Genomic DNA, 24,463 nt, shown 5'->3' with positions numbered 1-24,463 from the left:
TGCCCGCCGGGGCCTTGAAGCCCGTTAATTCGAGTATGGTGCGGAGCCGTCAGGCGGCGGCGGGGTCCGTTCCGGGATGGACGACGGCGACAGTTGCGGCCGTCAGGCAGGCCAGGACGATCACTGCTCCCGCCAGGGCGTTCCAGCCCCAAGCCTGGAAGACCAGGCCGCCGGCCCAGCCGAGCAGGCTGGAGCCAAGGTAATACGCCAGGTTGTACAGCGACGCTGCCTGGGCCCGGCCGGTGCTGGCTATGGCGCCCGTCCAGCCGGAGCCGATGCTGTGGGCCGCGAAGAAACCGCCGGTAAACACCACCAGGCCGGCCAGGATCAGCACCAGGTTTGAGGTCAGGGTCAGGGCGAGTCCTGCCATGGCAAGGGCAAGCCCTGCCAGGAGGACGTTGCGACGCCCGAACCGCGTGGTCATGGTGGCTGCCGAGCGGGAGGAGAACGTCCCTGAGAGGTACGCCAGGAAGATCAGGCTGATCAGGGTGGCCGGGAGTCCGAAGGGTGCGCCCGACAACCGGAAACCCAGGTAATTGTAGACGGCCACGAAACCGCCCATCATCAGGAAGGCCTGTGCATAGATGGCCAGCAAGCGGACATTGCGCAGGTGGCCGCCGAGCATCTGCAGGGCTCCGCGGAGTCCGGACGCTTGGGCGCGGACGAAACCCTGCGCCTTGGGTACGAGGACCAGGAACGCGACGGCGGCGGCCGTCGCGAGCAGGGAAACGGCCAGGGCCGCGGTCCGCCATCCCCAGAGCTCGCCAACCGGGCCCGCCACGAGGCGCCCGGACAGGCCGCCCAAGGTGGTCCCGGCTACGTAGCTTCCTGCCGCGAGCGCCGCGTGGGCTTTGCTGACCTCCTCGTTGAGATAGGCGATGGCAATCGCAGGGATGCCGCCCAAGGCCATTCCTTCCAGCAGGCGCAGGACCAGCAGCATCGCGAACCCGGAGGACAGCGGCACCAGCAGTCCCAGGACAGTGGCAGCGGAGATGCCCCACGCCATGGCTTTGACCCGGCCGATCCTGTCGGCCAGGAATGACCAGGGAATGACGGTGGCGGCCAGGCCAACGGTGGCCAGCGAGATGGTGAGGGCGGCTTCGGCGGCGGTGACCTGCAGGTCGGATGCCAGCAGCGGGAGGACGGCCTGCGTGGAGTAGAGCTGAGCGAACGTCGCCACACCGGCGCAGGACAGTCCGGCGAGGATCCGCCCGTAGGCCTTGGATCCCTTCGCGTGGCCGGTCCAGCGTGGGGGAGCGGCAGTGCCGCCGCGCTGAGTCTGTGGCATCCTGCCAGCGTAGTCCCGGTGCAACTGATGCATCCAATGCATGTTTTATGCAGAACTTATAGCAAAATTGAATAGACTGGCGGTGTGCGCCGCCGGGTGACCCAAATGGACCGGCCCCCAGGGCAGGCGCCCGTATTGGGCGAGGAAGGAAACGGGCAGTGGAACCGGACCGTAAGCAACTGGCGCAGCTCCTTCCGCTTCTTCCGGTGCTGGCCGAACTCGGCCGGACCGAGCACGTCACGGAAACCGCGGAGCTGCTGGGCGTACCCCAATCAACGGTGAGCCGGGCGCTGGCCCGGGCGAGCGCCGCCGTCGGCACCGAGCTCCTGGTGCGGGACGGCCGCGGGGTCCGCCTGACCCCTGCCGCCCGCACACTCCTGCCCTACATCGAGCAGGCGCTCGCGGAGTTCCAAGCCGGACTGGACCTGGTGCGCAATGAGTCCGAGGTGGTCCGCGGCACGGTTTCCGTGTCCTTCCAACACACCTTCGGCGAGGCCATGCTGCCCCTGCTGATCAGCACCTTCCGCGCCCGGCATCCCGGGACCGGGTTCCGGCTGAGCCAGGGCGCCAGGGACGCCTGCCTTGAGGAGCTGACAGCAGGGGAAGCCGATCTGGCCCTAACGGCCCCGGTTGCCGTCCCCGGACGCACCATCGATTCGGCGCCGCTGTACCGTGAGCCGCTCCGGCTGGTGGTCCACCATGGCCACCCGCTGGCGCAGCAGCGGCTGGCCCGGCTGGCTGACATCCGGACCGAGCCATTCGTGGCGCTCGGCCCTGGCTATGGACTGCGTTCACTGACCGACGCCCTGTTCCGGGACGCCGGGTTCCGGCCGCGAATCGCCTTCGAAAGCCAGGACTCCCATACTGTCCGCGGACTCGTCTCGGCCGGCCTTGGCGTTGGCATCCTGCCGCCCGCCGCAGGGACACCGGGGCGAAGCGGGCGCCCCGAAACAGGCGACCTCGGCTGGGTGGAAGTACCGCTGGATTCCCCACTGGCCTTCCGGGAGGTCGGCGTCAGCTGGCGGCGCCGGAAACCCGGCGCCGAGCCTGTGCCGGCGCGGTTGTTTCGCGAACTGGTGGTGGCCGAAGGGCCGGGCCTGGTGGCAAGCCTGGCCACCCGGGCAAGTACCCTTGTGACGTGACGAACACCCAGAATCCCTCCACCACCCACGTCGGGCAGGCTGCAGATCCCGCCAATCCACTGCACGGCATCACCATCGGGCTGGACATCGGCGGCACCAAGACGCACGGCGTCCGCTTCGAGAACGGAATCCCCGTCGCCGACGAATCCGCCGGAAGCTCCAACGTTCAGAACGTCACCCGGGACGAAGCAGCCCGCAACCTGGCGGACCTCTTCGCCCGGATCGGGGCCGGCCCCGTGGCACGGGTCTATGCCGGATCCGGTGGCATCGACACCGACGAGGACGCTGCCGCCCTTGCCGGGCTGATCCAGCCGCTCGTCCCGGGGGCCACCGTCACCGTTGTGCACGACTCGCGACTGCTGCTTGCAGCCGGAAGGGCCGGAACAGGAGTGGCGGTCATTGCGGGCACCGGCTCGGCCGCCTGGGGCCGCAATGCCGACGGCGGCGAGGCCAGAGCCGGAGGCTGGGGCTACCTCCTCGGGGATGAAGGCAGCGGGTATTGGCTGGGCCGGGAAGCTGTGCGGCACAGCCTGCGCCGGATGAACCAAGGACTGCCAATCGATCCGCTCACCTCCGCCTTGCTCAAGAGCTGCGGACTGGACCACCCGAACAAGCTCATTGCGCTGTTCCACTCACCCGAAACAGGGAGGCGGTTCTGGGCGCAGCAGGCCAGGCACGTCGTGGCGGCGGCTGCCGCCGGACACGCGGACAGCGAAGCCTTGCTGGGCCAGGCCGGCAAGGACCTTGCCGGCCTGGCCGGACAAGTGCTGGGGCAGCTGGGACTCGACGGGCCGGTGATCCTTGGGGGCGGCCTGGGCATGAACGTGGTGCCCCTGCAGGAATCCTTCCGCCGGAACCTGGCCGACGCCGGCATCACCGACGTCAGGGTCCTGGACCAGGAACCCGTCTTCGGTGTGCTGGAGTTGGTGGCGGGGGCCGCCTAGTCCACGGTGCGCTTCCTGGGCGTCAGCCGGACCCCCGGAAGCGGCGGGGCCGGGATGCGGCCGGCTTCCGCACCGGCATCCGGCCCGTGTCCACGCACCAGGCCGTAGCGGGCGCCGGCGGCCATGGCTTCCGGAAGGGCTGCCTGGGCCTCCCAGTCCTCGCGGGCCTGTTCCATTTCCTCGTGCGTGCGGCCCACGAAGTTCCACCACATCAACAGTTCCTCGCCGAAAGGCTCACCGCCGATCAGCAGGAACCGGGTGCCGGGGCGTGCCTGAACCTTCAACTCGCTCCGGCCCGCGCCCAGGTAGCCCAGCGGTCCCGCAGGCAGATCCTGCCCGTCCACCGCCAGGCCGCCGTCGAGCACCAGGACACCGTGCTCAAAGTCCGGGTTCAGCGGCAGCACCGCGTCCCCTTCACAGGCGACATCTGCGCCCACGATCGGCGAGTACATCGTGGCGGGGGACACCACGCCGCCAAACTCACCCACCATCACCGTGGCGGCGAAGCCGCTGCCGCCCGCCACCGGCAACTCCCGGTGCTGTTCGAAGGCCGGCGCCCGGTGCCGGTCGGCATCGGGAAGGGCAACCCAAAGCTGCAGGCCCCGCTGCAGCGGCAACCCGTTGCCGTCGGCGGGAAGCACCGCGAACTCGGAGTGCGACACCCCGTGCCCGGCGGTCATGATGTTCAACTCTCCGGGCCGCACCACCACGTCGCTGCCCACGCTGTCCCGGTGCCGGATCTGTCCCGCCAGGGGCCACGTCACGGTCTGCAGACCGATGTGTGGATGGGGAAGGACCGACATCGCCGTCCGGTCCGGACCAAAACTGTCCAGGAAGCACCAGGCCCCGATCGTCGGCAACCCGCGCTGCGGCAGCGTGCGTTTGACGTTCATGGCGCGCACCCCGCCCAGCGGCACCTCGCGCTCGGGCCACAACTGCAGGCAGGGCCCGGATCGCCCTTCCGACGGGGCCGGGGGACAGATCTCCTGTTGGGGTGAAACTTCCAAGTTGGTCACGCCTCCACTTTAGGCGCGCCCCGGCCGGCCCGGCACGCACGTTTCCCCGCCCGGATACCCATCCGCACCTGCGGGGGCACCGAATGGTCACAGTAGGGATTCCTTTGCGGGGTTTGGGGCCAGATCTGGTGAAGCCGGCCCCCGATTGGGTTACCGTAACTATCAGCGTGCTGATGGCAATGTCGCGGTGCTGGGATCAGCCCGTCCGAGAGAACAGGTAAGTCCGCACCATGGACCAGGCGATGATCGAGTTCCAGAGCGTCACCAAGCAGTATCCGGGCGGCCAGCCTGCCGTGGACGGGTTGTCCATGTCCATCGCCAAGGGCACTGTCACCGTCTTTGTCGGTCCTTCAGGCTGCGGCAAGACGACGTCGCTGCGGATGATCAACCGCATGGTGGAACCAACCTCCGGAACCATCACGGTGGACGGAAAGGACGTCACCTCCGTTCCGGCCGCGGAACTGCGGCGCTCCATGGGCTACGTCATGCAGTCCGCGGGACTGTTGCCGCACCGCTCGGTGCTGGACAACATCGCCACCGTGCCCAGGTTGAACGGTGTCTCCAAGGCTGAAGCCCGCAAACGCGCCGTGGAACTCCTGGACGTGGTGGGCCTCGCCTCGTCCCTCGGCAAGCGCTACCCCTCCCAGCTCTCCGGCGGCCAGCAGCAGCGGGTGGGCGTGGCCCGCGCCCTCGCAGCAGACCCGCCCGTGCTGCTTATGGACGAGCCTTTCAGTGCCGTGGACCCCGTTGTGCGTGACGAACTCCAGCAGGAGCTGTTGCGGCTGCAGAAGGACCTCGCCAAGACCATCGTCTTCGTCACCCACGATATTGATGAGGCCACCATCCTGGGGGACAAGGTGGCCGTCTTTGCCACCGGCGGCAAACTGGCCCAATACGCCACGCCCGAGGAGATCCTGCGGGCGCCCGCCAACAATTTCGTCGCCTCCTTCGTGGGGCGCGACCGCGGCTTCCGCCACCTGGGATTCACCCCGTCCGACGGCGTGCTCCTGCACCCGGTGCCCACAATCATCCGCGGCGCCGGAGGGAACGTGTCGGACCACGGCGCGGCTGATGGCTGGCAGCTGGTGGTGGATGCAGACAAGCGGCCCCTGGGCTGGTCGGCGCCCGGCACCGAAACTGAACTTGTTCCCGGCGGGTCGCTCTTCCGCCCCGGTGAGAGCCTGCGGCGGGCCCTGGACGCGGCCCTGTCGTCGCCGTCGGGCCTTGGCGTTGCCGTGGACCCCGACGGCCGGGTGCTGGGGGTAGTCCGTGGCGGCGAGGTCCTGGCACTGATCGAGGAAGCGCGGCAGCTGCGGCAGGCGGCACTCTGATGGAGTGGTTCCTGGCCAACAGCGGCATGGTCTTCGAGCGCGGCAGCCAGCACCTGGTCCTGGCGCTCGTTCCCATGATCCTGGGACTGGTGATTTCCATTCCGCTCGCCCAGCTGGCCCGGCAAAATGGTGCCCTGCGCTCCGTGGTGCTGACGGCGTCGTCCCTGCTGTACACCATCCCCTCGCTGGCACTGTTCATCATCCTCCCCACCATCCTGGGCACCCGCATCCTTGACCCCCTCAATGTGGTGGTCGCGCTCACCATCTATGCTGTGGCGCTGCTGGTCCGCGCGGCGCTGGACGCCTTCGACTCCGTGGATGCCGAGGTCAGCCAGGCCGCCCAGGCCATGGGGTTCAAACCACTTGCACGCTTCCTGAAGGTCGACCTGCCGCTGTCCCTTCCCGTGATGTTCGCCGGCTTGCGGGTAGTGTCGGTCAGCAATATTTCCCTGGTCAGCGTTGCCGCCCTGCTGGGGATTGGCAACCTGGGCATGCTCTTCACTGACGGGCTCCAGCGCGACTTCGTCACCGAAGTGGTGGTGGGGATCATCGCCATCCTGGTACTGGCGCTGGTGATGGATGCCCTCCTCGTCCTGCTTGAACGCGTCCTCACGCCTTGGGAACGGACGGGCAAACGGAGCGGCCGCGGGGACGGCGGCCGACCCACGGCGTCCGCCGCCGTGGGTCCCCTCGCCGCAAGCGGGACGGGAGAGCGAGCGTGAGCAACGTCGTCTCCGATACCGCCGCCTGGCTCGCCGATCCGACGCACTGGTCCGGGAGCATGGGCATCCCCACCCGGCTGGGCGAGCACCTGCAGTACACCGGGCTGGTCATGCTGATCGCCTCCGCCATTGCCGTTCCCGTTGGATTGTTCGTTGGCCACACCGGGCGGGGGAGGGTGGCCGTGGTGGCCTTGGCCGGTGCGCTGCGCGCCCTGCCCACGCTGGGCCTGCTGATCCTGTTCGTGCTGCTGGCCGGGATTGGGCTGATGCCCCCCATCTGGGCCTTGGTGATCCTCACCGTCCCGCCGCTCCTGGCCGGGACCTATGCCGGTATTTCCAGCGTGGACCGCAATGTGGTGGACGCCGCCCGGGCAATGGGCATGACCGAACTGCAGGTCCTGTTCCGGGCCGAGTTGCCCAATGCCCTGACGGTCATGTTCGGCGGTTTTCGGACCGGCGTGCTGCAGGTGATCGCCACCGTTTCCGTGGTTGCTTACATCAACCTTGGGGGCCTGGGCCGCTACCTCTTCGACGGCCTGGTCCTGAGCGACTTCCCCCAGATGCTTGGAGGTTCCCTGCTCATCGCTGTCCTGGCCATCGCCGTGGACCTGGTCCTGTCCCTATTCCAGAGGCTGTTCCTGGCAACAGGCGCCTCGAAGCAGTCCCACCGCAGCCAGGAGGCTGCGGTTGATCTCACAGACCCCGTGGTTGCGGAGACTGTTGTACAAGGAGGTAAGTCATGAAAGATAGCCGTCCCCCACGCCTCGGCAGGCGGGCCTTCGGCGGCCTGGCCGCCGGGCTTGGCCTGGCAGTGGCGCTGTCCGCCTGCGGTGGTTCGTCCAACCCGCTGAGCAACGCACCGGCATCCAGCGGCGGCGCCTCCGGTGAGGCAACGTCCCTGGTGGTCGGTTCCGCTGATTTCCCGGAGAGCCAAATCATCGCCGAACTGTATGCCGGCGCCCTGAATGCCAACGGAATCACCGCCACCACCAAACCGAACATCGGCTCCCGTGAGGTCTACTTCAAGGCCGTCCAGGACGGTTCCGTGGACGTGGTGCCGGACTACAGCGGCAACCTGCTGCTCTACGTGAACAAGGAAGCCACCGAGGTTTCCGCCGGCGACATCGCCAAGGCCCTGCCGGGCAAGCTCCCGGACGGCCTGGCGGTGCTCGACGCGTCCAAGGCAGAGGACAAGGACGCCATGGTGGTCACCAAGGCAACGGCGGAGAAGTACCAGCTGAAGTCCATCGACGACCTCGCCAAGGTCTGCAGCGACATCGTGGTGGGTGCCCCGGCCACGTTCGGTGAGCGCGCCTACGGCCTGCCGGGCCTGAAGAAGAACTACAACTGCGTGCCCAAGAAGCTGGAGCCCTTCAGCGACGGCGGCGGCCCGGTGACGCTCAAGGCGCTCCTTGAGAATCAGGTACAGGTGGCCGATATCTACACCACCACGCCATCGATCGCCGACAACGACCTGGTGGTACTCGAGGACCCCAAGAACAACTTCATTGCCCAGCAGGTCCTGCCGCTGTACAGCAAGGCGAAGATGACGGACAAGGCCAAGCAGGCCCTGAACTCCGTGTCCAGCATCCTCACCACAGATGACCTCATCAACCTCAACCGGGCTGTCAGCGGCAGCCAGAAGCAGGATGCCAAGACGGCAGCAGCCGCCTGGCTCAAAGACAAGGGCATCGTCAAGTAACAGCTGACCTTCCCCGCCTGCCCGGGAGGATCAACAGGTGATCACGACGGCGGCTGCCGGACTTCCAAAGGTCCGGCAGCCGCCGTCGTCCGTGTGGCGGAGGTCTCAACGGTGATGCATCCTTCCTGTGGCATATTTGAGGGATGGCAGAATTCAGGCAGTCCACAAAGCTCAACAACGTCCTGTATGACATCCGTGGACCGATCCTGCAGGCCGCCCAGCAGATGGAAGCGGAGGGCCACAGGATCCTCAAGCTGAACATCGGCAACCCTGCGCCGTTTGGATTCGAGGCGCCCGACGCCATCCTGGTGGACATGATCCGCCACCTGCCCCACGCCCAGGGCTACAGTGACTCCCGCGGCATCTTTTCCGCACGTACCGCCGTGTCGCAGTACTACCAGACCCGCGGTATCCAGAACATCCACGTTGATGACATCTACCTGGGTAACGGCGTCAGCGAGCTCATCACCATGTCCTTGATGGCGTTGCTGGATTCCGGTGACGAGGTCCTCATCCCCACGCCGGACTACCCGCTCTGGACCGCTTCCGTGGCGCTCGCCGGAGGCAAGCCGGTCCACTACCTGTGCGATGAGGAAACCGGCTGGCAGCCGGACCTTGAGGACATGGAAGCGAAGATCACGCCCCGAACCAAGGGAATCGTGGTCATCAACCCGAACAACCCCACCGGGGCCGTTTACCCCGAAGCCACGCTCAAGCGCATCGTGGAACTGGCCGAGAAGCACGGGCTGGTGGTCTTTGCCGATGAGATCTACGAGAAAATCCTGTACGAAGACGCCGTCCACGTGAACCTCGCCAAGCTCACCGGCGACGACGTCCTGTGCCTGACCTTCAGCGGCCTGTCCAAGGCGTACCGGGTGTGTGGCTACCGGGCCGGGTGGATGGCGATCTCCGGGCCCAAGAAGGAAGCCGCCGACTACCTCGAGGGCATCAACCTGCTGGCCAACATGCGCCTCTGCGCCAACGTCCCGGCCCAGCACGCCATTCAGACGGCACTCGGCGGCTACCAGAGCATCAACGACCTCATCCTTCCGGGCGGCCGCCTGCTGGAACAGCGCAACAAGGCCTACGACATGCTGAACGCGATTCCAGGTGTCAGCACGCAGCAGGCACGGGGCGCCCTGTACCTCTTTCCGCGCCTTGACCCGGAGGTCTACCACATCAGGGATGACGAGAAGTTTGTCCTCGACCTCCTGAGGGAACAGAAGATCCTGGTGTCGCATGGCCGTGCATTCAACTGGGTACGGCCGGACCACTTCCGCATGGTCACGCTGCCGAACGTGAAGGACATTGAGGAAGCCATCGGCCGGATGGGGGACTTCCTAAGCCGGTACCAAGGGAACTAGCCTGTGGTCACGGGCGCACCGCGTCCGTGACCCCTCCCAGGGAAGGACCCCCGTGGCCAGCATCGTCGGTTTCGACCAGCACCCCTCTGACACCCTGCGCGTTGGCAAGGGATTTTCCCTGGCCGGGGTGGACCCTGATGCCACTCCGGGCTACGGCGGCAACAAGGCCGACGGCGAAGCGCTGCTGGCTGACCTGGACGGGAAACTCACGGAGATGCAGGAGAAGCTGTTCGCGGAGTCGCGGTTCGGCGGGAAGAAGCGGATCCTGCTGGTCCTGCAGGCGATGGACACCGCAGGCAAGGGCGGCATCGTCAACCACGTCATGGCCACCATGGACCCGCAAGGCGTGCAGTTCAAGGCATTCAAGGCCCCCTCCGAGCAGGAGAAGTCCTACGATTTCCTCTGGCGCATCGAGAAGGAGGTACCGGCGGCCGGAATGGTGGGGATCTTCGACCGCTCCCATTACGAGGACGTCCTCATCCACCGGGTCCACAACTGGGCGACGCCGGACGAAATCACCCGGCGCTACCGGGCCATCAACGAATTCGAGGCACGCCAGACCGACGCCGGCACCAGGATCGTCAAAGTGATGCTCAACATCAGCAGGGATGAGCAGAAGTCCCGGCTGTTGGCCCGCCTGGACAATCCTGCCAAGCACTGGAAGTACAGCAGCGGTGACTTGAAGGAGCGGGCTTTCTGGGACGACTACATGGCGGCCTACCAGGCTGCCTTTGACGCAACCAGCACGGCTGCGGCCCCCTGGTACGTGGTTCCGGCCAACAAGAAGTGGTACGCCCGGATCGCCGTGCAGCAGTTGGTGATGTCGGCACTGTCCGATGTTCGCCTGGAGTGGCCTAAAGCAGAGTTCGATGTGGACATCGAACGGGAGCTCGTAGCCCGGTCCTGACCGGGAGCTGCGGCGGCTTAGAGCGGCTGGTCGCGCGCGGCGGCCAACCTCTTCCTTGCGCCCTCCAGCCACTCCTCGCAGCGTGTGGCCAGCGCCTCCCCGCGCTCCCACAATGCCAGAGATTCTTCCAGGCTTGCCCCGCCGGCCTCGAGCCTGCCCACCACCGCGATGAGCTGCTCCCGGGCTTCCTCATAGCTCAGCCCCGCGACGTCCGGCTCCGGTTTTTGTTCGGTCATGCTTTCTCTTCCAATCCCTGGTGATGGTCTGGGTTACCTGGTTGCAGCGCCCCGGTGGACGTGGCGCCAAAACGGCCCTCCGCCACCCGGATGGACAAAGCGGAGCCTGCCGGCGCCTCAGCGGGGCGGCGGACGACGGCATGCCCGGACGCTGCAATCCGGGCGCTCTGGTCACCTGCCAGTTCGACGACGGCGTACCCCCGGTCGAGCGTCTTCTGCGGGGACAGTGCGCGTACCTGGGCTTTGAGGTGCTCCAGCTGGTCGGCCGCCCGGACCACCGTGGAATTCACGGCCGCCGAGGAACGTCGCAGCAGCCGCTCTATTTCCTCGGCGCGGACGGAAACCATACCTTCGGGTGCTGCCATCACGGGCCGTGAGTGGAGCGCCGCCAGGCGGTCCGACTCGCGGTCCACCAGCCGTTCCATGCAGCGTCGCAGCTGTTCCCGTGCCTGGCGGACGCCTGCCAGTTCTTCGGAGACTTCCGGAACGATCCGCTTGGCAGCGTCGGTAGGCGTGGAGGCCCGAAGATCGGCAACGTAGTCCAGCAATGGACGGTCCGCCTCATGCCCGATGGCACTGACCACGGGGGTTACCGCCGCAGCCACTGCCCGGACCAGGTCCTCGCTGTTGAACGGCAGGAGGTCTTCCAGGGCTCCGCCGCCCCTGGCAATGACAATGACGTCAACCTCCGGCAGCGCGTCCAGTTCACGGAGTGCGCGGACAACCTGGGACACAGCGGTGTTTCCCTGCACCGCCACTTCACGGATCTCAAACTCCACTGCCGGCCACCGCAGTGCTGCGTTGCGCAGGATGTCTTTCTTCGCGTCCGAGTCGCGGCCGGTGATCAGGCCGATGCGATGCGGCAGCAACGGCAGGGGCTTCTTCCGGGAGTCGGCGAACAGGCCCTCCGCCGCGAGGGCCTGGCGCAGCCGTTCGATCCTTGCCAGAAGGTCGCCCAGGCCGACGGGACGGATATCCCGCACCAGCATGTTCAACCTGCCGGTCTTCATCCAGAACTCGGGCTTCAGCAGTGCCACCACCCGTGAGCCGCGCTCCAGCGGAAGGTTCTGCCGCTCCAGCACTTTCGTCCAGACCGACGCCGGCAGGGATACTTCCGCATCGACGTCGCGAAGGGTGATGTACGCGTTGGTGCCGCGGCGGTTCAGTTCGATGACCTGGCCTTCCACCCACGCCGACGGGGTCCGGTCGATGTGCGCCTTCAGCTTCTGCGACAACAGCTGGAGTGGCCAGGGATTATCCGGGCTGGTTTCCGCTGCGGTGGCCGGCAAAGTCGTGGACGCGGTACCTGGAAGGGACGCCTGGTCAGACATGCGGACGCCGGTGCGGGGCTGGTGCTGCGGGCATGGGGTCCTTCAACTGTTGTGGGGCGGACAATCAACCTTATCCATAAGGTGTAGCACCCGGGGCTGACACGGACTGCCCGGCCGGCCTGCCTAGGATGGAGTGAGGCCCCCAACCCCGAAGGACCTGCCGTGCGCACTTTCATTTCCGCCATCGCCACCGTGCTGGGCATCCTCCTGGCATCCGTCGCCGTACCTGCCATGTGGGTGGACCGGAACATCATCCAGGAAGACGGATTCGTCCGGCTCGCGGCACCCCTGGGCAAGAACGCGGACTTCCAGAAGAAACTCGCTGCCGCGGCCGTGGGAACGATCGATACCGGTTCGGTTCCCGGCGCCCTGTCGGGGCTGGTCGATTCAGTCCTGGCGAAGGCCGCGGAGTCCTTGACCCAGCTTCCCGGCTACCCCGCAGCGTGGGAGGAAACCCTGCGCAGGAGCCACCGCCTGAGCTTCGCAAGCCCCTCGGGGGAGTCCTCCGGCAACGCTCCGGCGTCGTCGCTGACCCTTGACGTGGCCCCGCTGGTTGCCCTCGGCTCGGAGGAAATCTCCCGTACCACCCGGCTTCCCCTCAACCCGCCGGACCAAACGTTGATCAACGTGGGCCAGCCCGCACACCGCGAGTGGGCGGAGCGGCTGGCCACTTACGCGCCCATGGGCTACATCGCCGCCTTCGGTTCCGGCATTGCGTTCCTGTTGGCACTCGTTGCAGCCCGCCGCCGCTGGACCGTGCTGTTCGTCGGAGGCCTTGGCGGCCTGGCACTCGCCGGGCTCTGGTCGCTCGGACTGCAACTGGGATCGGCCCGTGCCTCGGCCACGGACACGGGCAGCTCGGTGGCGAACATGTTCCGCGACGAATTCGTGGGCGTGGCCGCGGCAGACTTCCAGGCGTGGGTCGGCGCCACGGCGGCGACCGGCGGCGTCCTGGTGGCAGTGGCGATTGTGACGTTGTTCGCCTCCCGGAAACGGGTGCGGGCCAGCCGGTAGCATGGAGGGATGACCACCTCGGCTGTACCCCTTTCGATGCCAACCGTTCCGCGCCGGCGCCGCTCGCCCCAGGACGTGGCGGCGGCGGCCCCCGTGAACGGAACCAAGAAAGTACTGCTGGCCGCCCCGCGTGGCTATTGCGCCGGTGTTGACCGGGCAGTGATCGCCGTCGAGAAGGCGCTGGAGCACTACGGGCCGCCCGTGTACGTCCGCAAGCAGATCGTCCACAACGTCCACGTGGTCAGCTCGCTCGAGGAAAAAGGCGCCATCTTCGTGGACGAGACCGACGAAGTCCCGGAGGGCGCGCTGGTGATCTTCTCGGCCCACGGCGTTTCCCCGGCCGTCGTCGAATCGGCAGAGAGCCGCGGACTCCGAACCATCGATGCCACTTGCCCCCTGGTCACCAAGGTGCACAAGGAGGCCGTCCGCTTCGCCAAGGACGACTTCGACATCCTGCTGATCGGCCACGACGGCCACGAGGAAGTGGAAGGCACCTCCGGTGAAGCGCCGGACCACATCCAGATCATCAATGGACCCCACGAGGTGGACAAGGTGACCGTCCGCGATCCGGAGAAGGTCATCTGGCTGTCCCAGACCACCCTCAGCGTGGACGAGACCATGGAAACCGTCCGGTTGCTCAAGGACCGGTTCCCCACCCTGCAGGACCCGCCCAGCGATGACATCTGCTATGCCACGACAAACCGCCAGGTGGCCATCAAGAAGATCGCACCCAAGGCGGACCTGGTGATCGTGGTGGGCTCCGCCAACTCCTCCAACTCGGTCCGGCTGGTGGAGGTGGCGCTGGAATACGGCGCCAAGGCCTCGTACCGGGTGGACTTCGCGAACGAGGTTGACGAAGCCTGGTTTGAAGGCGTCGCCACCGTGGGCGTCACCTCCGGCGCCTCAGTTCCGGAGGTCCTGGTGCAGGACGTCCTCCGGTTGCTGGCCGACTACGGCTACGGTGCGGTGGAAGAAGTGGTCACCGCCGAAGAGGACCTGCTGTTCTCGCTGCCTAAGGAGCTCCGTGCAACCCTCAAGGAAGCCGGCGACGTCAGCCGCGCCCTGGGTGGCCGCCGGAACCGCAGCTGACCACCACCGCAGCTGAGGAACATCGCGCCTGAGGACCCATCGCAGCAGGCAGATGGTGGCAGGGCAAGTGTGAAAAGGAAGGGCCGGGCAGTCTTGAACTGCCCGGCCCTTCCGGCATCCACGGACGGTCCTCAGGCCGCTTCGTCATCGCCCTGGAGTTCGGGCGCCACCAGCGCGCGCGGCGTTGCCTCCACCAGGGCAGGCGTAACGAGGCCTGAATCTTCCAGGGTGTTAAGCTTCCGGGCCGTGGGCAGGATCCGCGCTTCCAGGGTGCCCACCATGGCGTTGTAGCGATCCACTGACGACTTCAGGGACGAGCCGAGTTTTCCGACGTTCTCACCCAGCGTCCCCATCCGGTCGTACAGCTGCCGCGCGAGCTCGAACAGTTCGCGTGCGCTGTCTGTCAGGACATCCTGGCGCCAGGTGAACGCCACGGACTTCAGGACCGCCAGAAGGGTGCTTGGCGAGGCGAGGACCACGTTCCGCGACAATGCGTGGTCCAGCAGTCCGGCGTCTGCCGTCAGCGCCGCCGCAAGAATCGATTCTGCGGGAATAAAGCAAACCACCAGCTCAGGGGAATTCCCCGGGATGTCCCAGTACTTCTTGGTGCCCAAAGCGTCCACATGTGCCCTCAACGCCTTGGCGTGCGCCGCCTGCAGCGCCTGGCTGCGGGCATCATTCCCGGACCGCGCCACGGACGGCTGGAGCGTGCGGGGATCCGCCACACCGAGATCCTGAGCCTCCAGGTAGGACGACAACGGCACTTTGGCGTCCACCACCAGTTGCTTCCCGCCCGGCAACTGCACCACCAGATCGGGGCGGACGGACGAATCGTGCCCCGCACTGTGTGCCTGCTCCACGAAGTCCACGTGGCGGAGCATCCCCGCAGCCTCCACGACCCGCCGAAGCTGTACCTCGCCCCATTGGCCCCTGGCGCTGTTTGACCGCAAAGCCGATTCCAGCGCGTGCGTGGAGCGGATCAGCTGTTCGTCGGACAGCCGGGCTTCCTGCAATTGCTGTGCCAGCTGGCCATACTGTTCCACCCGGTCCCGTTCCAGGAGTGCCACCTGTTGTTGGACCGCGGACAGTTTTTCCGCCACCGGGGCCAGGGCGCGCAGCACGCTGCCGTCCTGCGTCCGGGCCTCACCCAGCTCACGGTTCTGGACAGCCAAAAGCCGCCGCTCGGCGTCGGCCGCCGCCAGCTGGGCCGTCACCTCCGAAAGCCGGGACGAGACTGCGTCAAAGTCCGCCTCCAGTCCGCGGGAGTTCCTGCGCAGCAGGACGTACGTGGCCGCGGCACCGGCGAGTGCGCCCAGCAGCAACATCAGAAGGGCCAGAATCAAGGCAAAAGCATCCATGGCTTCACTGTTGCACGGGCCTCTGACAATCACGGCCAGTGACATCCCCGGGTACTGGCTGCAGGGACCCGGCAGGTAGAATCAATGCTCGTGGCTCTTACTATTGGCATCGTCGGACTGCCCAACGTCGGCAAATCAACTCTTTTCAACGCACTGACCCGCAACCAGGTGCTCGCGGCGAACTACCCGTTCGCCACGATCGAGCCCAACGTCGGTGTCGTCAACCTGCCGGACCCGCGGCTGGAGAAGCTGGCTGCCATCTTCGGCTCCCAGCGTGTGCTTCCCGCCGCCGTGTCCTTCGTCGACATCGCCGGCATCGTCAAGGGCGCCTCGGAGGGTGAAGGGCTGGGAAACCAGTTCCTGGCCAACATCCGTGAGGCTGAGGCGATCGCCCAGGTGGTCCGCGTGTTCGATGATCCCGACGTCATCCACGTCGACGGCAAGGTGGACCCCCGGTCCGACATGGAAACCATCAACACCGAGCTGATCCTCGCCGACCTGCAGACGATTGAAAAGGCCGTCCCGCGGATCGAAAAAGAAGTCAAGATCAAGAAGCGCGAAGCCGCCGAACTGGCCGCCGTCAAGGCCGCCCAGGCGGTGCTGGAACGTGGCGACACGATCTTCTCCTCGATCAAGAGCGACAAGCTGGAGATGGAGCACCTGAAGGAACTCGGCCTGCTGACCGCCAAGCCGTTCATCTACGTGTTCAACGCCGACGAGGGAATCCTCGGAAGCCCCGAGAAGCAGGCTGAGCTGCGCGCCCTGGTGGCCCCGGCCGACTGCATCTTCCTCGACGCGAAGCTGGAATCGGACCTCGTCGAACTCGACGAGGACGAAGCCCGCGAGATGCTCGAGATGAACGGCCAGGACGAATCAGGCCTCGACCAGCTCGCCCGTGTCGGCTTCCACACCCTTGGGCTGCAGACGTACCTCACCGCCGGGCCGAAGGAAACCCGCGCCTGGACCATCCGGCAGGGCGATACAGCACCGCAGGCTGCCGGTGTCATCCACTCCGACTTCCAGCGCGGATTCATCAAGGCCGAGGTGGTGTCCTTCAACGACCTCGTTGAAGCAGGCTCCATGGCCGAGGCAAAGTCCCGCGGCAAGGTCCGGATCGAAGGCAAGGAATACGTCATGGCCGACGGCGACGTGGTGGAGTTCCGCTTCAACGTCTAGTCCTGGAGCTCCGGAGACCACCTGCGATGGCCGCTAAGAACGGTGGTTCTTAGCGGCCATCGCGCTGAGTCACCGATTGCCGGGCATCACGCGGCCGCCCTTTCGCCCAGTGGCCGCGAAGCCGGCAACGTCGGGTCCTCAGAACAGCGGCCAAGGCACCGCCGACATCTCGCCGCTCGGAGCCGGAAACCGCCCCGCCAGGCGCAACCGGGCACAGCGCGCGGCGAGCGATGCGATTTCTTCGGCGCTGATCAGGTCCGCCAGGGTCCGGCCCAGTTCACCGTGAAGACCTTCGCTGACACGGTCGATGCCGGCGTGTTCGTCGGCGGTCAGGGCCTCTCCCAGCCATCCCCACAGCACCGTGCGGAGCTTGTGTTCGCTGTGAAAGGTGAGCCCGTGGTCCACACCGTGCCGGTGTCCGCGGGGCATGGCAAGGACGTGGTCGCCCTTGCGGTCGGCGTTATTGACGATGATGTCGAACACTGCCATGCGCCTGAGGGCCGGCGAGTCTTCGTGGACGAGCGCGACCATCCGTCCACGCTCATCCTGTCCTTCGAGGATTTGTTTCCAGCCCGTCTCCGGCACCTGCTCCGTCGCGACAAGGTCCACGGGGCTTTGGGCGGGATCCCGCTCCTGCCAGAGCTGGACCATTCCTTCTCCCATCGGACCGTCGCGCAGCCAGGTGTGGGGCACGATGTCCCAGCCCAGGACCTGCGAGACCCGGTAGGCGGCGACCTCCCTGTGGGCCAGGGATCCCGCGGGAAAATCCCACAGCGGCCTCTCGCCTGCAATCGGCTTATAGACGACGACCACGTCGCCGATGCTGCCCAGGAACGTAGCGTTTGAGGCCGTCGTGATGCGTCCGGTGAGGGTCAGCTCGGCGGCCATCAGGTCCGGCGCCGGCATCAGGCCTCGGGAAGGGTGCAGGTGTGCCCGTCGGCGTCTATGGGGTAGCCGCAGATCGGGCACGCTGGACGTCCGGCGCCCACGATCTCGCGGGTACGCTTGGCGAAGGCACGGGCCGTGCCGACAGGCATCCGCACCACCAGCATTTCCGACTCGTCGGAGTCCTCGTCCAACGATTCGTCGTCATCAGCATCAGTGATGGGATGCGCCTCAATCACCACCTGGGCCGTGGTGGGGTCCCACCCCAAGCTCATGGCCCCGGTGCGGAACTGCTCCTGGACGGCCTCGAGCTGGTCGTTATCGACAAGTTCAGGGGGCGTGCCCGTGGGAATGCTGAAGGGGTTGCCCTCGACGGCGATGAGCTGGTCGAGGATTTCGTCGATCTTCTCCGCGAGCAGGGCGGACTGCTGCTTTTCCATGGCGATACTCACCACCTGCGACCCTGCGCGGACCTGAAGGTAGAACGTACGCGCCCCCGGCTGGCCAATGGTGCCAACAACCACCCGATCGGGCCAGTCAAACTCGTGAACACGTGTAGGCATGTCAGTATTCTAGGCACATGAGGTTCACGGCGCCTTGTGCCCTGCGCCACCGCCCACCGGCGCATCGACGGCGTCCACGCCGTTCGCCAGCCACGACAGGTCACCCGCATCGGTGTTGGTGGCGTAGACGCTCGGCCGGTTGGCGCCGTAGCGCACGACCGATACCGACGCGGGACCCACGTTGATCCGCTGGAACAGATCAAGGTGCATGCCGAGCGCGTCAGCGAGGATTGACTTGATGATGTCGCCGTGGCTCACCGCCGCCCAGACGGCCCCTGGCCCGTACTCGGCTTCGAAGGCTGCGTCGTGGCGTCGGACAGCTGCCACCGACCGCGCCTGCATTGCAGCCATGGATTCGCCGCCCGGAAAGACGACGGCGGACGGTTGCGACTGCACGACCGGCCACAGAGCCTCTGTCGCGAGTTCGCTGAGCAGGCGGCCCTGCCACTGGCCGTAGTCGCACTCGGTGAGATCCGGATCGGTTGGCGCATGTGGCGCACCGGCCTGGCGATCCAGGATGAACCGGGCGGTCTGCAGGCACCGCTCAAGGGGGCTGGACACCACCCCGACCAATGGCACGGGCGCGAGCCGGTCCCCGGCCAGAGCTGCCTGGTCCCGCCCGATCTGGTCCAGGCTGACGCCGGCGGCCCGGCCGGCCAGCAGTCCCGTGGCATTGGCTGTGGTGCGGCCGTGCCGCACGAGGATAACGGTCGCCATGCACCCAGCCTAACCACCTTGTCGATCCATCCTGGGCAGTGGCCCACCGGGAATTCCGCACCATGGGGTGGCCGGGCATTCGAGATTTGCAGCGGCGGCTCCGGCCGAAGCCGAGGCACCCTATGGTTTCCATATGACCGATGGACCATGCCTGAGACTCGTGCTGCCCCATCAGCTCTTCGAGAAACACTGGGAAGAGACAGGCACGGACACCGTCTTCGTACTCATTGAGCATGATCTCTACTTCCGCCAGTACTCCTTCCATTCCCACAAGCTGGTCCTGCACCGCGCGTCCATGGCCAGGTTTGCCCGCAGGCTGCGCGGGCTCGGGTACGACGTGGTGGTCCTCGCCAGTGACCGGAACAGGACGTCCCGTGTCCAGCTTGCCGAGCTGGTCAGGCAACGTCGCCCGCGGTCAGTTACCTGTTTCGACGTCGTCGACGACTGGCTCGAGCGGGACCTGACGGCAGGCCTGGCCGACGGCGGGTACCGGCTACGCACGGAAGACGTCCTCGAGACGCCGAACTTCCTGACCACCCGCACGCAGGTCGAGGACTGGTTCACCCATAACCGGCCACGGATGCAGGACTTCTACGTCTGGCAGCGCCGGCGGCTGGACGTCCTGGTTGATAACGGCGAACCCGCCGGCGGCAAATGGTCCTTCGACGCGGAGAACCGCAAAAAGCTTCCGCGGGGCCATGTTCCCCCTACCGTAAGCCGTTTCAGGGACCATCCCGCTCTCCATCGGCAAGGCGCCTTCGACCTTGATGCGCTGGCGGAGTCCTCCCTCCCGGCCGGAAGCCGACACGGCGACGAGGCATCCCGCGACGTCGGCCTCGCGATTGACTGGGTGGCGCAGGAATTCCCGGATGCCCCGGGCGACCCTGGCCTGTTCGCCTGGCCCACCACGACCCGGGAGGCCCGGGAACATCTGCAGGAATTTGTTACAGAGCGCCTGGGCGGCTTCGGACCCTACGAAGACGCGATCTCGGCCGAGCATCCGTTCATCAACCACGGCCTCCTTACTCCGGTCCTGAACATCGGCCTGCTGGATCCGCGCGAAGTCCTCCAAGCTGCCCTGGACGGCGCCGGCGACAACACGCCTCTGGCCTCCCTTGAAGGATTCGTGCGGCAGGTGATCGGCTGGCGCGAGTATATGCGGGCCACCTATCGGTTGCGGGGGCGCCGGATGCGCACCGCCAACCTGCTCAACCACCGGAACCGGCCCGGTGCGGGCTGGTGGGATGCCGGGACAGGGCTGGCCCCCGTGGACCTGGTCATATCGCGCGTGTTGGCCACCGGTTATGCCCACCACATCGAACGGCTGATGGTGCTGGGCAACGCCATGTCCCTGCTGCGGATCCACCCTGACGATGTCTATGCGTGGTTCATGGAAATGTTCATCGACGCCTATGACTGGGTGATGGTCCCCAATGTCTACGCCATGAGCCAGTTCGCTGCGGGGGCGGACATCACCACCAAACCCTACGTCTCGGGCAGCAACTACCTGCGGAAGATGTCGGACCTGCCGGCGGGGGAGTGGATGGCTGACTGGGACGGGTTGTACTGGTCGTTCATCGACGACCACCGCCCGGTCTTCGAGCGGAATCCGCGCTCGCGGATGGTCGTGTCTTTGTTGGACAAGATGGATCCGGCGGTCAGGGACAGCCACCGGGCCCGTGCCAGCGCGCTGTTGGACGAACCCGGCCGGGACCGGCTGGTCCGTAAGCCCCCGAATAATGGCGAGGGGGACAGGATTCGATGACTGGGCAGCGGCACCGCGTATCCTGATTTCACAGGGCGTGCTCATGGCGGCCCGTTGCCCTCCGGAGAGGGAAATCACAAAGGAGGCGGCATGCCGGTCAGGCAGCTGATGCAACTGCTCACTGCTGCGGTGGCGGCCGCCCTGATTCTGTCCGGATGTTCCGGCGGGGGCGCCCCGTCAGTGGTGGTGGGGGAGGCCAAACGCGGCGGCAGCGTGACCGTCGCGGAAGTGAACGCCTTCTCCTCCTTCAACCCGTACAGCGCAAACGGCAACACCGATATCAACACGAAGATCGGCGCCATCACGCACTCCGGCTTCTTCTTCCTCGATGACAGCTCCAAGGTGGTCCGCAACGACAAGTTCGGGCACTACGAGAAAGTTTCGGACCAGCCGCTCAAAGTGAAATACACCGTCAACGAGGGAGTGAAGTGGTCCGACGGGGCTCCGGTAGGCGCAGCCGACCTGCTGTTGAGCTGGGCCGCCGGATCCGGCTATTTCGACGACGTCGACCCCGGCACCGGGAAAGGCGCCAAATACTTCGCAACAGCCTCCAACGCCACCGGCCTGGCAGGCACGGTCTTTCCGGAACTCGGCTCGGACGGCAGGTCCATCACCATCGAATACGCCGCGCCGTACGCAGACTGGGAAGTGGCGTTCGACGTCGGGCTCCCCGCCCACGTGGTCGCGGCCAAGAGCGGGCTCAGCGACGAAGGAGACCTGGTCAACCTCCTCAAGGACACGCCGCGCGGCAATCCTGAGAAGCCGGTGACCGTCCCGGCGCTCAAGAAGGTCAGCGACTTCTGGAACACCGGTTTCGACACGAAGAAAATTCCGGATGATCCGGCGCTCTACCTCTCCAATGGCCCCTACATCGTCCGGGACATCGTCCCGGAGGTCTCCATGAAACTGGTCCGGAACCGGGATTACACGTGGGGCCAGGAACCTTGGCTGGACGAAATTAACGTCCGGTTCACCGGGGCCGTTCCTGCCGCCGTCGATGCCTTGCGCAACGGGCAGGCGGACATCATTTCGCCACAGCCGTCCGCTGCCACCGATGCGCTGCTCACGGGCCTGTCAGGGCAGGGCATCACCGTGCAACGGTACAAGCAGGCCGGCTACGACCACCTCGACCTGAACTTCACCGGGCCATTCAAGGACAAGGACGTCCGGGAGGCCTTCCTCAAAACGGTTCCCCGGCAGGACATCGTGGATGCCGTGCTGGGTGGCCAGGCGCCGGACAACAAACCCCTCGATTCACAAGTCTTCCTTCCCGATCAGCCCAAATATGCCGACACCGTGAAGAAGAATGGTTCCTCGGATTACGCCGAAGTGGACATCGACGCCGCCAAAAGCCTCCTGAAGGGGGCCACGCCCACCGTCCGGATCCTCTACAACCGGGACAACCCCAACCGCGCCAAGGCCTTCACCCTGATCCGGGCCTCGGCCGAACGTGCGGGCTTCCGGGTGGAAGACGGCGGCCAGGCAAGCGCCGACTGGGCCGCAGCGCTCAGCCGCGGCGGCTATGATGCGGCGTTGTCCGGGTGGATCGGCACGGAAGCGGGGGTCAGCCGGGTGCCGCAGATCTTCCGCACCGGTGGCGGCAGCAACTTCACTGGCTACTCCGACGTCGACGCGGACAAGGTGATGGCGCAACTGGCCGTGACCACCGACCTTGGCAAACAGGACGAACTCCTCGCCGACATTGACAGGCACGTCTGGGAGGACGCGTACGGCCTGCCGCTGTACCAGACCCTGGGCACCACCGCGTTCAACTCCCGGGTTACCGGCGTGAAAACCAGCCCCGGCCCGGTGGGTGTCTGGTGGAATGTCTGGGACTGGCGCCTGGCCTAGGCCGGAAGCCCCCCTCCGCGGCGGACGGGCACGACGGAACGTGAACGATCACGGCCCCGATTCGCCGTCTGGCGTACCGGCGAGTAGCATGTGACGTGCGTAACTGCCCACCACTCGCGGGGTATTTGACTGCTCCGGTCACGGTTTGGCAACGGAGTACCAGTATCCGGACTTCGTGCGGTTAGGCTAACCCGTATATGTAGGTTTCGTCACAGCGCTCAGCTGTGTCCAACCTGCGGGGAAGCACAAGATTTCCCCAATATCTCTCTCCCACAACTCATAGGAGGCGGAATGCGTTTTACGCGCACTTCCAAAGCACTGGGCATCGTGGCAATCGCCGCGCTTGCCCTGACCGGGTGCGGCGGCGGCGGCAGCACTGGCGGGTCCAGCACTGCTGCCGGCGATCCGAACAAGGTCATCACCGCTTACAGCAACGAGCCACAAAACCCGTTGCTGCCGGCGAACACCAATGAGGTTTACGGCGGCCGCGTCGTAAACCTGCTTTTCGAAGGTCTCCGCAGCTACGACGCCAACGGCAAGGCAGTGAACGCACTGGCCGATTCCATCGATTCGTCCGACGCGCAGAACTGGACCATCAAGGTCAAGCAGGGCCAGAAGTTCACCAACGGGGAAGCCATCACGGCCAAGACCTTCGTTGACTCCTGGAACTTCGCCGCGAACTCCAAGAACCTGCAGAACAACGGATTCTTCTTCGAGTCCATCGCCGGCTACGACGACGTCTCGGCCGTGAACTCGGTGAAGGGTGCTGACGGCAAGACCACCACCACCCCGGCTCCCAAGGCCGACACGATGTCCGGACTGCAGGCAACCGATGATTCCACCATCACGGTCAAGCTCGCCCAGCCTGAGGCCGACTGGTCCCTGCGCCTTGGCTACTCCGCCTTCTACCCGCTTCCTTCCGCCGCCCTGGCCGACCCCAAGACCTTCGGTGAAAACCCGGTAGGCAACGGTCCCTACAAGTTCGAAAAGCAGGGCTCCTGGGTTCACGACCAGTCCATCACCCTGGTGAAGAACGCCGACTACAAGGGCACCCGCGAGGCCAAGAACGGCGGTGTGACCTTCAAGTTCTACACCGATCCGGGCCCCGCATACACGGACCTGCAGTCGGACAACCTGGACATCACTGACGTCCTGCCGTCCAACGCGCTGAAGACCTACGTCAACGACTTCCCGGACCGCAACGCCACCAAGGCTGTTGCCACCGACTCCACCCTGAACATCCCGGGTTACAACCCGAACTTCCAGGGTGAAGCCGGCAAGCTGCGCCGCCAGGCTCTGTCCTACGCCATCAACCGCGAGGAAATCGCCAAGGTTGTCTTCAACGGCACCCGCACGCCGGCCAAGGCCTTCGCTCCGCCGGTCATCGACGGCTTCAAGGAAGGCCTCAAGGGCAGCGAAGTCCTGAAGTTCGATGCCGCCAAGGCCAAGGATCTGTGGGCCCAGGCTGACAAGATCCAGCCGTACGACGCCTCCAAGCCGCTCCAGATTGCCTCCAACACTGATGGTGGCAACAAGGAATGGATCGACGCTGTTGCCAACGGCTTCAAGAACAACCTCGGCATCCAGGCTGAAATCCAGCCGTTCGCCAAGTTCGCCGAGGTCCTCAACCTGCGCAAGTCCCAGCAGCTGCCGGGCCTGACCCGCGCAGGCTGGCAGGGTGACTACCCGTCGCTCTACAACTTCCTGGGACCGGTATGGGCCACGGGCGCTTCCTCCAACTACGAGAAGTACTCCAACCCGGAGTTCGACAAGCTGCTGAAGGAAGGCCTGGCAGCCAAGAGCACGGACGAGGCCAACGCCAAGTTCAACCAGGCCCAGGAGATCCTGTTCCAGGACCTGCCCGGCCTGCCGCTCTGGGACCAGGCACGCCCGATCGTGTGGAGCAACAACATCGTGAAGGCCGAGACCGGCTGGAACGGTGAAATCCTCTACTACGGCATCACCGCCAAGTAGGCCCAGATCTAACTTGCCGAAGGCTGATGGGGGTTCCGGTTACGTCCGGGCCCCCATTGGCTTGCAAGCGGCAGGAAGGCATTCATGA

At 66.0% G+C, this 24,463-nt stretch carries 22 protein-coding genes; 14 read left to right on the top strand and 8 right to left on the bottom strand.

What is annotated here, in order from left to right:
• Window positions 1-49: 49 nt before the first annotated feature.
• A complete protein-coding gene (locus ACFVVC_RS19430; protein ID WP_387457052.1) occupies window positions 50-1,288 on the bottom strand; it encodes an MFS transporter in 1,239 nt (412 codons plus the stop codon).
• A 158-nt stretch (window positions 1,289-1,446) separates the two neighbouring features.
• Here ACFVVC_RS19430 and ACFVVC_RS19425 point away from each other — a divergent pair, with 158 nt between their 5' ends.
• A complete protein-coding gene (locus ACFVVC_RS19425) occupies window positions 1,447-2,430 on the top strand; it encodes a LysR family transcriptional regulator (protein ID WP_387457049.1) in 984 nt (327 codons plus the stop codon).
• Window positions 2,427-3,374, top strand: a complete 948-nt coding sequence (locus ACFVVC_RS19420; RefSeq protein ID WP_387457046.1) for an N-acetylglucosamine kinase — start codon at window positions 2,427-2,429, stop codon at window positions 3,372-3,374. The genes ACFVVC_RS19425 and ACFVVC_RS19420 overlap by 4 nt, the downstream gene beginning before the upstream one ends.
• Here ACFVVC_RS19420 and ACFVVC_RS19415 read toward each other — a convergent pair.
• Window positions 3,371-4,390, bottom strand: a complete 1,020-nt coding sequence (locus tag ACFVVC_RS19415) for a pirin family protein (protein WP_387457043.1) — start codon at window positions 4,388-4,390, stop codon at window positions 3,371-3,373. The two genes, ACFVVC_RS19420 and ACFVVC_RS19415, sit on opposite strands and share 4 nt — an antisense overlap.
• Before the next feature lie 230 nt (window positions 4,391-4,620).
• Between ACFVVC_RS19415 and ACFVVC_RS19410 the strand changes: the two genes are divergently transcribed.
• The 6 genes from ACFVVC_RS19410 (at window position 4,621) to ACFVVC_RS19385 (ending at window position 10,416) form a co-directional block, all read left to right on the top strand.
• The gene (locus ACFVVC_RS19410) at window positions 4,621-5,721 is read left to right on the top strand and encodes an ABC transporter ATP-binding protein (RefSeq protein WP_387457040.1); all 1,101 of its coding nucleotides are present in this window, start codon (window positions 4,621-4,623) and stop codon (window positions 5,719-5,721) included.
• Window positions 5,721-6,443 carry an ABC transporter permease gene (locus tag ACFVVC_RS19405; RefSeq protein ID WP_387457037.1) on the top strand — a complete coding sequence of 241 codons (723 nt, stop codon included), beginning with the start codon at window positions 5,721-5,723 and terminating at the stop codon, window positions 6,441-6,443. Before ACFVVC_RS19410 ends, ACFVVC_RS19405 begins: the two co-directional genes overlap by 1 nt.
• Window positions 6,440-7,186, top strand: coding sequence for an ABC transporter permease (locus tag ACFVVC_RS19400; RefSeq protein WP_387457035.1), 747 nt, complete (start codon window positions 6,440-6,442; stop codon window positions 7,184-7,186). The genes ACFVVC_RS19405 and ACFVVC_RS19400 overlap by 4 nt, the downstream gene beginning before the upstream one ends.
• Window positions 7,183-8,145, top strand: coding sequence for an ABC transporter substrate-binding protein (locus ACFVVC_RS19395; RefSeq protein WP_387457032.1), 963 nt, complete (start codon window positions 7,183-7,185; stop codon window positions 8,143-8,145). The genes ACFVVC_RS19400 and ACFVVC_RS19395 overlap by 4 nt, the downstream gene beginning before the upstream one ends.
• Before the next feature lie 143 nt (window positions 8,146-8,288).
• On the top strand, window positions 8,289-9,509 hold the full coding sequence (locus ACFVVC_RS19390; protein ID WP_387457029.1) for a pyridoxal phosphate-dependent aminotransferase: 1,221 nt from the start codon (window positions 8,289-8,291) through the stop codon (window positions 9,507-9,509).
• Window positions 9,510-9,561: 52 nt separating this feature from the next.
• Window positions 9,562-10,416 carry a polyphosphate kinase 2 family protein gene (locus tag ACFVVC_RS19385; RefSeq protein WP_387457026.1) on the top strand — a complete coding sequence of 285 codons (855 nt, stop codon included), beginning with the start codon at window positions 9,562-9,564 and terminating at the stop codon, window positions 10,414-10,416.
• 17 nt (window positions 10,417-10,433) lie between these two features.
• Here the strand turns inward: ACFVVC_RS19385 and ACFVVC_RS19380 are convergent, their stop codons facing one another.
• A complete protein-coding gene (locus ACFVVC_RS19380) occupies window positions 10,434-10,652 on the bottom strand; it encodes an exodeoxyribonuclease VII small subunit (RefSeq protein ID WP_387457023.1) in 219 nt (72 codons plus the stop codon).
• Window positions 10,649-11,983 carry an exodeoxyribonuclease VII large subunit gene (gene xseA, locus ACFVVC_RS19375; RefSeq protein ID WP_387457020.1) on the bottom strand — a complete coding sequence of 445 codons (1,335 nt, stop codon included), beginning with the start codon at window positions 11,981-11,983 and terminating at the stop codon, window positions 10,649-10,651. Before xseA ends, ACFVVC_RS19380 begins: the two co-directional genes overlap by 4 nt.
• Window positions 11,984-12,145: 162 nt before the next feature.
• Between xseA and ACFVVC_RS19370 the strand changes: the two genes are divergently transcribed.
• Together ACFVVC_RS19370 and ACFVVC_RS19365 are read left to right on the top strand one after the other, a co-directional pair.
• Window positions 12,146-12,997: a hypothetical protein gene (locus ACFVVC_RS19370; protein WP_387457017.1), complete on the top strand. Its 852-nt coding sequence runs from the start codon at window positions 12,146-12,148 to the stop codon at window positions 12,995-12,997.
• Window positions 12,998-13,006: 9 nt separating this feature from the next.
• A complete protein-coding gene (locus ACFVVC_RS19365) occupies window positions 13,007-14,086 on the top strand; it encodes a 4-hydroxy-3-methylbut-2-enyl diphosphate reductase (protein ID WP_387457014.1) in 1,080 nt (359 codons plus the stop codon).
• Window positions 14,087-14,217: 131 nt separating this feature from the next.
• Here the strand turns inward: ACFVVC_RS19365 and ACFVVC_RS19360 are convergent, their stop codons facing one another.
• Window positions 14,218-15,444, bottom strand: a complete 1,227-nt coding sequence (locus tag ACFVVC_RS19360) for a DNA recombination protein RmuC (RefSeq protein ID WP_387457011.1) — start codon at window positions 15,442-15,444, stop codon at window positions 14,218-14,220.
• Between the two features lie 90 nt (window positions 15,445-15,534).
• Here ACFVVC_RS19360 and ychF point away from each other — a divergent pair, with 90 nt between their 5' ends.
• A complete protein-coding gene (ychF, locus tag ACFVVC_RS19355) occupies window positions 15,535-16,620 on the top strand; it encodes a redox-regulated ATPase YchF (protein WP_387457008.1) in 1,086 nt (361 codons plus the stop codon).
• A 138-nt stretch (window positions 16,621-16,758) separates the two neighbouring features.
• Here the strand turns inward: ychF and ACFVVC_RS19350 are convergent, their stop codons facing one another.
• The 3 genes from ACFVVC_RS19350 to ACFVVC_RS19340 are packed head-to-tail and all read right to left on the bottom strand — an operon-like array spanning window position 16,759 to window position 18,785.
• Window positions 16,759-17,526, bottom strand: coding sequence for an SCO1664 family protein (locus ACFVVC_RS19350; protein ID WP_387457005.1), 768 nt, complete (start codon window positions 17,524-17,526; stop codon window positions 16,759-16,761).
• Window positions 17,526-18,068: a DUF3090 domain-containing protein gene (locus ACFVVC_RS19345; protein ID WP_387457002.1), complete on the bottom strand. Its 543-nt coding sequence runs from the start codon at window positions 18,066-18,068 to the stop codon at window positions 17,526-17,528. The genes ACFVVC_RS19350 and ACFVVC_RS19345 overlap by 1 nt, the downstream gene beginning before the upstream one ends.
• Before the next feature lie 24 nt (window positions 18,069-18,092).
• A complete protein-coding gene (locus tag ACFVVC_RS19340; protein ID WP_387456999.1) occupies window positions 18,093-18,785 on the bottom strand; it encodes a histidine phosphatase family protein in 693 nt (230 codons plus the stop codon).
• 133 nt (window positions 18,786-18,918) lie between these two features.
• Between ACFVVC_RS19340 and ACFVVC_RS19335 the strand changes: the two genes are divergently transcribed.
• The 3 genes from ACFVVC_RS19335 (at window position 18,919) to ACFVVC_RS19325 (ending at window position 24,375) form a co-directional block, all read left to right on the top strand.
• Window positions 18,919-20,550, top strand: a complete 1,632-nt coding sequence (locus ACFVVC_RS19335) for a cryptochrome/photolyase family protein (protein WP_387456996.1) — start codon at window positions 18,919-18,921, stop codon at window positions 20,548-20,550.
• 90 nt (window positions 20,551-20,640) lie between these two features.
• On the top strand, window positions 20,641-22,401 hold the full coding sequence (locus tag ACFVVC_RS19330; protein ID WP_387456993.1) for an ABC transporter family substrate-binding protein: 1,761 nt from the start codon (window positions 20,641-20,643) through the stop codon (window positions 22,399-22,401).
• A gap of 291 nt (window positions 22,402-22,692) precedes the next feature.
• A complete protein-coding gene (locus tag ACFVVC_RS19325; RefSeq protein WP_387456990.1) occupies window positions 22,693-24,375 on the top strand; it encodes an ABC transporter substrate-binding protein in 1,683 nt (560 codons plus the stop codon).
• Window positions 24,376-24,463 lie beyond the last annotated feature (88 nt).

It is taken from the genome of Pseudarthrobacter sp. NPDC058196, assembly GCF_042882685.1.
In the GTDB taxonomy this organism is placed as follows: domain Bacteria; phylum Actinomycetota; class Actinomycetes; order Actinomycetales; family Micrococcaceae; genus Arthrobacter.
Note: the sequence above shows the minus strand (reverse complement) of the source record. Positions and strands in the feature narration are given on the sequence as shown.

What these genes read in the sequence shown, in the direction of transcription:
- ACFVVC_RS19430 (WP_387457052.1), bottom strand. Translation starts at nt 1,288, where the DNA reads ATGCCACAGACTCAGCGCGGCGGCACTGCCGCTCCCCCACGCTGGACC.
- ACFVVC_RS19410 (WP_387457040.1), top strand. Translation starts at nt 4,621, where the DNA reads ATGGACCAGGCGATGATCGAGTTCCAGAGCGTCACCAAGCAGTATCCG.
- ACFVVC_RS19405 (WP_387457037.1), top strand. Translation starts at nt 5,721, where the DNA reads ATGGAGTGGTTCCTGGCCAACAGCGGCATGGTCTTCGAGCGCGGCAGC.
- ACFVVC_RS19395 (WP_387457032.1), top strand. Translation starts at nt 7,183, where the DNA reads ATGAAAGATAGCCGTCCCCCACGCCTCGGCAGGCGGGCCTTCGGCGGC.
- ACFVVC_RS19390 (WP_387457029.1), top strand. Translation starts at nt 8,289, where the DNA reads ATGGCAGAATTCAGGCAGTCCACAAAGCTCAACAACGTCCTGTATGAC.
- ACFVVC_RS19380 (WP_387457023.1), bottom strand. Translation starts at nt 10,652, where the DNA reads ATGACCGAACAAAAACCGGAGCCGGACGTCGCGGGGCTGAGCTATGAG.
- xseA (WP_387457020.1), bottom strand. Translation starts at nt 11,983, where the DNA reads ATGTCTGACCAGGCGTCCCTTCCAGGTACCGCGTCCACGACTTTGCCG.
- ACFVVC_RS19365 (WP_387457014.1), top strand. Translation starts at nt 13,007, where the DNA reads ATGACCACCTCGGCTGTACCCCTTTCGATGCCAACCGTTCCGCGCCGG.
- ACFVVC_RS19360 (WP_387457011.1), bottom strand. Translation starts at nt 15,444, where the DNA reads ATGGATGCTTTTGCCTTGATTCTGGCCCTTCTGATGTTGCTGCTGGGC.
- ACFVVC_RS19350 (WP_387457005.1), bottom strand. Translation starts at nt 17,526, where the DNA reads ATGCCGGCGCCGGACCTGATGGCCGCCGAGCTGACCCTCACCGGACGC.
- ACFVVC_RS19345 (WP_387457002.1), bottom strand. Translation starts at nt 18,068, where the DNA reads ATGCCTACACGTGTTCACGAGTTTGACTGGCCCGATCGGGTGGTTGTT.
- ACFVVC_RS19340 (WP_387456999.1), bottom strand. Translation starts at nt 18,785, where the DNA reads ATGGCGACCGTTATCCTCGTGCGGCACGGCCGCACCACAGCCAATGCC.
- ACFVVC_RS19335 (WP_387456996.1), top strand. Translation starts at nt 18,919, where the DNA reads ATGACCGATGGACCATGCCTGAGACTCGTGCTGCCCCATCAGCTCTTC.
- ACFVVC_RS19330 (WP_387456993.1), top strand. Translation starts at nt 20,641, where the DNA reads ATGCCGGTCAGGCAGCTGATGCAACTGCTCACTGCTGCGGTGGCGGCC.
- ACFVVC_RS19325 (WP_387456990.1), top strand. Translation starts at nt 22,693, where the DNA reads ATGCGTTTTACGCGCACTTCCAAAGCACTGGGCATCGTGGCAATCGCC.